Origin of the sequence: Raoultella sp. (genome assembly GCF_039594335.1) — a bacterium.
GTDB lineage: Bacteria > Pseudomonadota > Gammaproteobacteria > Enterobacterales > Enterobacteriaceae > Klebsiella.
The window spans coordinates 1-9859 of record NZ_JBCNNS010000142.1 but is presented as its reverse complement, the minus strand read 5'-3'; the positions used below and the strand labels follow the sequence as shown (position 1 = coordinate 9859).

The window sequence follows — 9859 nt, the reverse complement described above, 5'->3', positions numbered from 1 at the left end:
CGGCTCAGTTGCAGATTCGTCTGTTCAAGGTGGTTGCTGTAGAGGTGAGTATCCCCACCGGTCCAGACAAAATCACCGACTTCCAGATCGCACTGCTGGGCGACCATGTGCACCAACAGCGCATAGCTGGCGATGTTAAACGGCAGGCCGAGGAACACATCGCAGGAGCGCTGATAGAGCTGACAGGAGAGTTTACCGTCCGCAACGTAGAACTGGAAAAACGCATGGCACGGCGCCAGCGCCATTTTATCCAGCTCGCCCACATTCCAGGCAGAAACGATGATCCGACGTGAATCCGGGTCGTTTTTCAGCTGTTCCATCACGGTACTGATCTGGTCAATGTAGCGACCGTCCGGCGCAGGCCAGGAACGCCACTGTTTACCATAGACCGGCCCCAGATCGCCCTTCTCATCTGCCCATTCGTCCCAGATAGTGACGTTATTTTCATGCAGATACGCGACGTTGGTGTCACCCTGGAGGAACCACAGCAGTTCATGGATGATGGAGCGTAAATGACAGCGCTTGGTCGTCACCAGCGGGAAGCCTTCCTGCAGGTTAAAACGCATCTGATGGCCGAAAATGGAGATCGTGCCGGTGCCGGTGCGGTCATTTTTTTGCGTGCCCTCGGCGAGCACTTTCTGCATCAAATCAAGATACTGTTTCATGGTTCCTCAAGAAGTTTGTTGCTGCGGACGACGGCGGTACGCCCAGACCATCATAATGATACCCGCAAGCACCATTGGGATCGAAAGAATCTGCCCCATGCTGATGTACTGTACCCATTCGCCGGTGAACTGCTGGTCTGGCTGGCGGAAGAATTCCACGATAATGCGGAACAGACCGTAGCCAATCAGGAACAAACCCGAGACCGAGCCGGTCGGGCGCGGTTTCCGGATAAACAGGTTCAGAATCAGGAACAGGACGATCCCTTCCAGCGCCAGCTCGTACAGTTGCGAAGCATGACGCGGCAGTGCACCATAGGTATCAAACAGCGATTGCCATTGCGGATGAGACGGCAGCAGCGCCATATCTTCCGCGCGCGAACCGGGGAAAATCATGGAATAGTGGAAGCTCGGATCGACCCGTCCCCACAGCTCACCGTTGATAAAGTTGCCCAGACGCCCCGCCCCCAGGCCAAAGGGGATCAGCGGTGCGATAAAATCGGAAACCTGGAAGAAAGTGCGTTTGGTGCGTCTGGCAAAGATGATCATTACGAGGATGACACCAATCAGACCACCGTGGAACGACATACCGCCGTCCCAGACGCGGAACAGATACAGCGGATCCTGCAGGAAAACCGGCAGATTATAGAACAGGACGTAGCCGATACGGCCACCGAGGAAAACGCCAAGGAACCCGGCATATAGCAGGTTTTCGACTTCGTTTTTGGTCCAGCCACTACCCGGACGGTTGGCCCGACGGGTGGCTAACCACATCGCAAAAACAAACCCGACCAGATACATCATCCCGTACCAGTGGAGGGAGACCGGCCCAACGGAAAATATTACCGGATCAAAATCCGGAAAATGCAGGTAGCCACTATTCATCTGTCACCATAAAGACTTGTTATTCCGCCGAAAGTGGACAGCGGTAATCATACACGCCCGACCAATACGGGTGCTCCAAGGGGGCGAATAATAGCATAAGGTTAATTCGCTGGCCGCGCCGTTGTTGTAAAAGATATGTATATGAATGCTAACAGCACACGGGCGTTTTACCGGAAGCGGTGCCGCCCGCCCGGGCGAGCTGACTGAGCCATTATTTTGCCGGGTGGCGCTACGCTTACCCGGCATACCGCTTCCTGACAGCTAGCGGCCGCCGCGGATCAAGCCGCCCAGGCCGCGTCGCTCCATGAAAGCCGCCACCTGATGACGAACCTCTGTGGCCATCTGCGCTTCAAGACTCCGGCGCGACAGCTCCTGAGCTTCAGCAATATCGATACGCCGCAACAGGTATTTGACCCTTGCCACCGAACGGCCGTTCATGGACAGATGGCGATAGCCAAGACCAATCAGGATCGTCACGCACATCGGATCGCCCGCCATTTCGCCGCACAGCCGCAGGTCGATGCCGAAGCGTTCAGCGTCATACGCAATCATCGCCAGCGCCCGCAGCACGGCGGGATGCAGGCTGTCATACATACTGGCAACCCGGGTATTGTTGCGATCGACGGCGAGGATATACTGAGTCAGGTCATTCGTCCCAACCGAGATAAAATCCACACGGCTGGCGAGATTCGGCAGCATAAAGACCATCGAAGGCACTTCCAGCATCACGCCAAGACGCGGGCGAGGAATAGCGTAGCCAATCATCTCTTCGACTTCACGGCTGGCGCGATCGATCAGGCGGCGCGCCTCATCCACCTCATCAAGACTGGTCACCATCGGCAGTAAAATACTCAGGTTGCCGGTGGCGGCATTGGCACGCAACATGGCGCGCACCTGGATAAGAAAAATTTCCGGCTGATCGAGGGTAATACGGATCCCACGCCAGCCGAGGCACGGATTCTCTTCGCTGATCGGCATATACGGCAGCTGTTTATCGGCACCGATATCCAGCGTACGTAGGGTCACGGGCTTTTCATTAAACATCTGCAGCATGCCCTGATACTGGGCGACCTGCTCCTCTTCCGACGGGAAACCGCTTTGCAGCATAAACGGGATTTCCGTCCGATACAGACCGATGCCGTCGATAAAGTTGCCGAGCTTTTCTTCATGTTCCAGGCTCAGACCCGCGTTCAGCATGACCTTCACCCGCTCGCCACTTTTCAGCTCGGAAGTGTGTTCCAGATCGCCTTCCGCCAGCCGGCTGAGTTCATTCTCTTCGCTGACCAGACGCTGATATTCTTGCAGCAGCGCCGGTTCCGGGTCGACCAACAGCTCGCCGCGGTAGCCATCCACCACCAACATGTGACCGTGGAGCAATGAAGGCTGGATATCAGCCCCCATAACCGTCGGGATCCCCAGCGCCCGCACCATAATGGCGGCGTGGGAGTTCGCTGCGCCATCGCGGACGACGACGCCCGCCAGCCTGTCCTGCGGAACTTCCGCCAGCGTAGTGGCCGACAGCTCGTCTGCGACCAGCACAATACGCGCCGGCCAGGTATTGGAACCCTGAATCGTATCATCGAGATGGAAAAGCAGGCGCTGACCCAGCGTACGCAAATCGCCAGCCCGTTCTTTCAGATACCCGTCGCTCAAGGCGGCAAACTGTTCGGCGAACTTCTCGATGATCTTTTTCACCGCCCATTCTGCCACCGCGCCTTTGTCGACTTCCGCAAAAAGCTCACGACGCAGACGCGCGTCGGAGAGCAGGTGCGAATAGAGATCGAAGATCGCCGACGTCTCTTTTTGCGCCCCGGCTGCATAGCGCTTGCTGTAACGACGAAACTCATTTGCCGCCTCTTCCAGCGCGCCGGTCAGGCGTTCGCGCTCGGAAGCCGTATCCAGCGTCGAGGCTTCGTACACCTGCTCCATAAGCGGCAGACTGATGTCCATCCAGCCTTCGGCAATAGCCACCCCGGAGGAGGCAGGCAGCGCGCGAATGCGCGTCTGTCGATACTGACCAAACAGCGCAGTCAGCTGAGACTGGGAAAGAATGGCGGCCATTTGCGTCGCCAGAGTGACGAGAAACGACTCTTCGCTTTCATCAAACTGACGCAGCTCACGCTGCTGCACCACCAGCACCCCCAGCAACTGACGCCGCTGGATAATCGGCACGCCAAGAAATGCGCGGAAGCGATCCTCTTTAACGGCCGGAATATATTTAAAGCTAGGGTGTTTTTGCGCATCAGCAAGGTTGATAGGCTCTGCAAGGCGCCCAACCAGGCCAACGAGGCCTTCGTCAAAGGCGAGCGCAACGGTGCGCCCGCGAGGTTTTTTCAGCCCGCGAGTTGCCATAAGGTAGTAACATCGTCGGTCGTGATCGGCCAGGTAAACCGAACAAACTTCCGTTTCCATCGCGGTGCAGATATCGGTGACCAGGATATCCAGCGCCTCGTTTAAACGCGGCGCACTCGCGACCTTCTCGACGATTTCTCGTAACCGAGTGAGCATAATATGCGTGGCTTAACCTCTTTTACGTCGATACGCAGGCGCGCTTTGCGGTTTAGGTGCACTTTCCGCCAGCGACATGGTCACGCTGGCAAACTCTTTCATCACCCGGCGGTACACGTCGCGCTTAAACGACACCACCTGACGAACCGGGTACCAGTAACTGACCCAGCGCCACCCATCAAACTCAGGTGTACTACTGGTTTGCATATTGATTTCCGCATCGCTGCCGATCAACTGCAGGAGAAACCACTTCTGTTTCTGGCCGATACAAACCGGCTTTGTGTCCCAACGCACCAAACGTTTAGGCAATTTGTAACGCAGCCAGTTACGGGTTGAGGCCAGGATTCGCACATCTTTACGACTTAATCCCACCTCTTCGAACAATTCCCGATACATTGCCTGCTCGGCTGATTCCCCTGGATTAATGCCCCCTTGCGGGAACTGCCATGAGTGCTGACCATAGCGCCTGGCCCACATCACCTGGCCCTGGCGATTACAGATTACAATACCGACATTTGGGCGGTAGCCATCGTCATCAATCACCGGACTACCTCAAAATAATCTTCAATGTGAATGATTGTTTCACACTCGCTGTAAACGGTAAACCACTCTGTTGCCACTGTGCGGCCGAATAACATTTGAATAACTCACAGTAATCAGCAGAGTTATAAACAACGAAAGCGATCGCGCCCCCATTTTATTCACTTTTTCTGTGGATAGAGTTGTGAAGAAGTATGGAATTACCCAGGGAAAACCCGGAGTAGTCCGAAGCGCTTACGAATAGCACCATTTAATAATGGCATTACATTCATTATGTTAGCATATCTACCTTTCAATAATTACAGTCAAATGTGATGATCATCACATATGTGATCCTGTCGCTGATGAAAGATCGAACAATGTTGATTTTATCCACAGATTATCCGAGTCCGCCAGGCACATTTTGTCTAAAAATTCGATTTTCGTCGCACGTCAAGGCTGTAAATGGAAACAGTAGTGCCACTTTTCCCCAGTTATCCCATTTTTCTGTGGATAACATGGTGTAAGATCCTGTTCATTGCCAGTGACCAGTTCTGGAAAACCCGGTTTCACTCTTTTCACAACGACAAAAAAATGAAAAAAAACCCATATGAATCATCATATTGTTATAGTTACCCAGAAAAAGGTAAACTCTATCCACAACGCGCTGAATTAGCGTTCACTTTTTAACCAGAGGTTTTACCGTATGCCCGCCATCGCGCCGCTAACATCCCCACCGCAAACCCAGCAGCAGCTCCTGACCCAGGCGCAGGGGCTGGCGGGCTACTCGCTGGGCGAACTGGCGGCGCTGGCGGGGATTCCCATTCCACGCGATTTAAAACGTGATAAAGGATGGATTGGCATTTTGCTGGAGATTTGGCTGGGCGCCAGCGCCGGAAGTAAACCCGAGCAGGATTTCGCCGCGCTGGGCGTCGAGCTGAAGACCATTCCTGTCGACAGCCAGGGTCGGCCGCTGGAAACCACCTTTGTCTGCGTCGCCCCGCTTACCGGTAACAGCGGCGTGACCTGGGAGAGTAGTCACGTGCGCCATAAGCTCAAACGCGTCCTGTGGGTACCGGTGGAAGGGGATCGTGCCATTCCGCTGGCGGAACGCCGCGTCGGCGCCCCGCTGTTGTGGAGCCCCAATGAAGAAGAAGATCGCCAACTGCGAATGGACTGGGAAGAGCTGATGGATCTGATCGTGCTGGGTGAGGTGGAACGCATCACCGCCCGCCATGGCGAAGTGCTACAGCTGCGCCCGAAAGCCGCCAACAGCAAAGCGTTAACCGAGGCTATTGGCGTCCACGGTGAGCCGATTCTCACGCTGCCGCGCGGCTTCTACCTGAAGAAGAATTTCACCGCCGCCCTGTTGGCCCGTCATTTTCTCCTTAGCCACGATTAATTTTTTGTTCTGCCTGGCAGGTTGCATATAATTGCGACTTTCTTTTTTGCAGGACTTTGAACAATGTTATTTGCATGGATAACCGATCCCAACGCCTGGCTGGCGCTCGGTACGCTGACGCTGCTGGAGATCGTACTGGGGATCGATAATATTATTTTTCTCTCTCTGGTTGTTGCCAAACTTCCCACCGCCCAACGTGCTCACGCAAGACGTATCGGGTTGATGGGCGCGATGCTGATGCGTCTGGGGCTGCTGGCCTCTATCGCCTGGGTTGTTAAGCTCACCCATCCGCTGTTTACCGTTTTCGACCACGCGATCTCGTTTCGCGATTTGATCTTACTGCTCGGCGGTCTGTTCCTGATCTGGAAGGCGAGTAAAGAGATCCATGAGTCGATCGAGGGCGAAGAGGAAGGGCTGAAAACCAACGTCCATTCCTTTATGGGCGCCATCGTGCAGATCATGGTACTGGATATCATTTTCAGCCTCGACTCGGTGATTACTGCAGTTGGGCTGTCGGATCATCTGTTCATCATGATGGCAGCGGTGGTCATTGCCGTCGGCGTAATGATGTTCGCCGCCCGACCGATTGGCGACTTTGTTGACCGTCATCCGTCGGTGAAAATGCTGGCTCTGTCGTTTCTGATTCTTGTCGGCTTTACCCTGATGCTGGAAAGTTTCCAGATACATATTCCGAAAGGCTACATCTACTTCGCGATGTTCTTTTCGATTGCCGTCGAAAGTCTTAACCTGTTGCGTAATAAAAAAAATCCACTGTAACCCACAAAAATGCAGCCCAAACCTGGGCTGCAAACTTTTTTAAGACTTTACTGCTTTTTATGTCTCATAAATCAGGCTATTAATACCTTGGTATGAGGTGCGACCATTCAAGAGGTAATGACGATGAAAAAATGGGCAGTATTGATTTCAGCCGTGGGACTGGCGTTCTCGGTTTCCGGTTGCAGCAGCGATTATGTGATGGCGACAAAAGACGGACGCATGATCCTGACCGATGGTAAGCCAGCCGTTGACGATGATACCGGCCTCATCAGCTACGAAGATCAGCAGGGCAATAAAATGCAGATCAACCGCGATGATGTTTCGCAGATTATTAAACGTTAAGACTTTTCGTCGGTCAGTCGCCTGCCAGCACTCGCCTGGCGAGGCCCCCTCCCCCGACAGCGAACCCTCTTAATAATGAGTCGGGCCCTTCTGAACTCTCCACAGCATCGCGTCTTTGGAATCTGAAACCCCGGCTTTTTTGATTTTTTACTTCCTCTTTTTCTCCCCCTCTGCCATTTTGATACTCCTTTGTCGGGGAACTCCTGACCTTGTTAATAAAAAAGGAAGCCGGCTATGCAGTATCACCGTATCCCACACAGTTCTCTTGAAATCAGCACGCTCGGGCTGGGCACTATGACTTTTGGTGAGCAGAATAGCGAGGCCGACGCGCACCAACAGCTCGACTATGCTGTCAGCCAGGATATTAACCTGATTGATGTCGCTGAAATGTATCCCGTCCCCCCGCGCCCGGAGACCCAGGGGCTGACAGAAACCTACGTCGGCAACTGGCTGGCGAAACGCGGCAATCGCGAAAAGCTGATTATCGCCTCTAAAGTCAGCGGCCCCGCGCGTAACAACGACAGCAGCATTCGTCCAAACCATGCGCTTGATCGTAAAAACATCCGTGACGCGCTGCACGACAGCCTGAAGCGCCTGCAAACCGATTATCTCGACCTCTACCAGGTTCACTGGCCGCAGCGCCCGACCAACTGCTTCGGCAAACTGGGCTATAGCTGGACCGACACCACGCCGGTCGTCACTCTGCTGGATACCCTGGAAGCGCTCACCGAATTCCAGCGCGCCGGTAAAATCCGCTATATCGGCGTCTCCAACGAAACGGCCTTTGGCGTCATGCGTTATCTGCACCTGGCGGATAAACACGACCTGCCGCGTATCGTCACCATCCAGAATCCCTACAGCCTGCTGAACCGCAGCTACGAAGTGGGCCTGGCGGAAGTCAGCCAGTATGAAGGCGTTGAGCTGCTGGCCTACTCCTGCCTGGCATTTGGCACCCTGACCGGCAAATATCTTAACGGCGCAAAACCGGCCGGCGCGCGTAATACGCTCTTCAGTCGCTTCACGCGCTATAGCAGCGAACAGTCGCAGAAAGCGGTAGCGGCCTATGTCGATATCGCCAGACGTCATAACCTCGACCCGGCGCAGATGGCGCTGGCCTTTGTCCGTCGTCAGCCGTTCGTCGCCAGTACCTTGCTGGGCGCCACCACGCTGGAGCAGCTTAAAACCAACGTTGAGAGTCTGCATCTTGAGCTGAGTGAAGCGGTATTAGCGGAAATTGAAGCGGTGCACCAGGTTTATACCTACCCGGCGCCGTAAGACCGTAAAGCCCCGGATGGCGGCTAACGCCTTATCCGGGCTACAACCTGATCCGGGCGACAAAACCACCGTATGCAGAGTACGGTAGCCCGGCTAAGCACAGCGCGAGCCGGGGCATTATTTGCGCGGTCCCCAGATCCACAGCGCGGCAATCGCCAGCGCAAACACCGCGCCAAAGCCAATCCCGACGCCAACCACCGGAATACCGATACTCACCGCCAGCGAATAGAGCCCCAGCATCAGCAGCATGGCCACGTTTTCACCAAGATTCTGTACCGCAATCGCGTTACCTGCGCCAACGGTATGCTTACCGCGTTCCTGCAGCAGCGCATTGAGCGGCACAATAAAGAAGCCGCCAAAAATACCGAGCAGCAACAGCAGACCAAATGCCGGTAAGAGTGCATGCTGCACGGTGAAAAAGATCACCGCGACACCGATTAAAATCCCGGCAGGCATGCAACGAGAGACGGTTTGTAAGGTGACCCACTTCGCGGCAGCCCCGGCGCCCAGCACAATCCCCACTGCCACCATCGCATTGAGATAGGTCGGCATGGCGTTGCTGGTGATGCCAAGCGCCGCCGGTACCCACAGCACCAGCAGGAAGCGCAGCGTCACGCCAGCGCCCCAGAACAGGCTGGTTCCCATCAGGGAGAAACGCGTTTCGCCATTACGCCACAGCGTGCGACAGGCGCTAAAGAAACTGTGGGTCATCGGCGTAAAATGCCACGACTGACCGGGACGCGCCGCCGGCAGCTTCGGGATCCACAGGTTGGCGATCACCGCCCCACCGTACACCAGCGCGCAGATGGCCAGCGCGGCCAGCACGTGCCAGTCGGCCAGAATACCGCCGGCCATCGATCCCAGCAAAATCGCCGCAATGGTCGACGACTCCATCAAACCGTTAGCTTTCACTAACTTATCCCCGGTGGTCAGCTCGCCAAGGATGCCGTATTTGGCCGGTGAATAGGCCGCCGCGCCGATCCCCACCAGGGTATAGCCGATAAACGGGTTCAGGCCAAAACAGATGCAGCCTGCGCCAACCAGCTTCATGCCATTGGCGACCATCATCACTCGCCCTTTGGCAAAGCTGTCGGCAAACTGGCCGACAAACGGCGCAAACAGTATGTAAGCGCCTACAAACAGCATCTGCATCACCGGCTGGCTCCAGTCCGGGTAGAACTGCTGTTTCATCAGCGCCAGCGTGGCAAACAGCAGCGCGTTATCGCCAAATGCCGAGAGAAACTGGGCGCAGATGACCGCCATCATCCCTTTTGAGTACAGCGAGGTGTTAGTGTGTACTGACTCACTCATCAGAATGTTCCGTCTGCTCAACCATACCTTTAAGGGTGACAAAGTCCGGCTTGCCGCTGCCGAGAACCGGCAGTTGCTTCAACCAGCGAATGTCGCGCGGTACCGCCAGCTCCGGTACGCCATGTTCACGGGCGTAGCGCAGCAGTTTTTCACGGTTCAGTTCATTATCGGTGGTAAA

10 protein-coding genes and 1 pseudogene are annotated in these 9859 nt (G+C 55.2%); 5 read left to right on the top strand and 6 right to left on the bottom strand.

Annotation, left to right across the window (positions count from 1 at the left end):
- The 4 genes from thyA to rppH form a co-directional block, all read right to left on the bottom strand.
- Window positions 1-665: thymidylate synthase (gene thyA / locus ACZAHD_RS18990; protein ID WP_462458159.1), on the bottom strand; the 665-nt coding region annotated here is incomplete at its 3' end.
- Window positions 666-671: 6 nt separating this feature from the next.
- Entirely contained in the window at window positions 672-1547 is an 876-nt protein-coding gene (gene lgt / locus ACZAHD_RS18985; protein WP_462458158.1) for a prolipoprotein diacylglyceryl transferase, read from the bottom strand.
- 261 nt (window positions 1548-1808) lie between these two features.
- Entirely contained in the window at window positions 1809-4055 is a 2247-nt protein-coding gene (gene ptsP, locus ACZAHD_RS18980; protein WP_462458157.1) for a phosphoenolpyruvate--protein phosphotransferase, read from the bottom strand.
- 12 nt (window positions 4056-4067) lie between these two features.
- Window positions 4068-4598, bottom strand: coding sequence for an RNA pyrophosphohydrolase (rppH, locus tag ACZAHD_RS18975; protein WP_004867097.1), 531 nt, complete (start codon window positions 4596-4598; stop codon window positions 4068-4070).
- A gap of 453 nt (window positions 4599-5051) precedes the next feature.
- Here rppH and ACZAHD_RS18970 point away from each other — a divergent pair.
- The 5 genes and pseudogenes from ACZAHD_RS18970 to ACZAHD_RS18950 all read left to right on the top strand — a co-directional run.
- Window positions 5052-5192: pseudogene (locus ACZAHD_RS18970) on the top strand (hypothetical protein); the annotation flags it as partial.
- 88 nt (window positions 5193-5280) lie between these two features.
- On the top strand, window positions 5281-5976 hold the full coding sequence (gene mutH, locus ACZAHD_RS18965) for a DNA mismatch repair endonuclease MutH (RefSeq protein ID WP_462458156.1): 696 nt from the start codon (window positions 5281-5283) through the stop codon (window positions 5974-5976).
- Between the two features lie 63 nt (window positions 5977-6039).
- The gene (locus ACZAHD_RS18960; protein WP_462458155.1) at window positions 6040-6753 is read left to right on the top strand and encodes a TerC family protein; all 714 of its coding nucleotides are present in this window, start codon (window positions 6040-6042) and stop codon (window positions 6751-6753) included.
- A 123-nt stretch (window positions 6754-6876) separates the two neighbouring features.
- On the top strand, window positions 6877-7095 hold the full coding sequence (locus tag ACZAHD_RS18955; RefSeq protein WP_004867116.1) for a YgdI/YgdR family lipoprotein: 219 nt from the start codon (window positions 6877-6879) through the stop codon (window positions 7093-7095).
- Window positions 7096-7329: 234 nt separating this feature from the next.
- The gene (locus ACZAHD_RS18950; protein ID WP_462458154.1) at window positions 7330-8370 is read left to right on the top strand and encodes an NADP(H)-dependent aldo-keto reductase; all 1041 of its coding nucleotides are present in this window, start codon (window positions 7330-7332) and stop codon (window positions 8368-8370) included.
- Between the two features lie 117 nt (window positions 8371-8487).
- Here ACZAHD_RS18950 and lplT read toward each other — a convergent pair whose 3' ends face one another.
- Together lplT and ACZAHD_RS18940 are read right to left on the bottom strand one after the other, a co-directional pair.
- Window positions 8488-9681 (bottom strand): lysophospholipid transporter LplT, encoded by a 1194-nt coding sequence (lplT, locus tag ACZAHD_RS18945; protein ID WP_462458153.1) that lies wholly within the window; start codon window positions 9679-9681, stop codon window positions 8488-8490.
- Window positions 9674-9859 (bottom strand): hypothetical protein (locus tag ACZAHD_RS18940; protein ID WP_462458152.1); only part of this gene is annotated, 186 nt, incomplete at its 5' end. The genes lplT and ACZAHD_RS18940, both read right to left, overlap by 8 nt.

Bases quoted from the DNA above. Each gene is read 5' to 3' on its own strand.
- mutH (WP_462458156.1), top strand. From the start codon at position 5,281: ATGCCCGCCATCGCGCCGCTAACATCCCCACCGCAAACCCAGCAGCAG.
- ACZAHD_RS18960 (WP_462458155.1), top strand. From the start codon at position 6,040: ATGTTATTTGCATGGATAACCGATCCCAACGCCTGGCTGGCGCTCGGT.
- lplT (WP_462458153.1), bottom strand. From the start codon at position 9,681: ATGAGTGAGTCAGTACACACTAACACCTCGCTGTACTCAAAAGGGATG.
- lgt (WP_462458158.1), bottom strand. From the start codon at position 1,547: ATGAATAGTGGCTACCTGCATTTTCCGGATTTTGATCCGGTAATATTT.
- ACZAHD_RS18950 (WP_462458154.1), top strand. From the start codon at position 7,330: ATGCAGTATCACCGTATCCCACACAGTTCTCTTGAAATCAGCACGCTC.
- ACZAHD_RS18955 (WP_004867116.1), top strand. From the start codon at position 6,877: ATGAAAAAATGGGCAGTATTGATTTCAGCCGTGGGACTGGCGTTCTCG.
- ptsP (WP_462458157.1), bottom strand. From the start codon at position 4,055: ATGCTCACTCGGTTACGAGAAATCGTCGAGAAGGTCGCGAGTGCGCCG.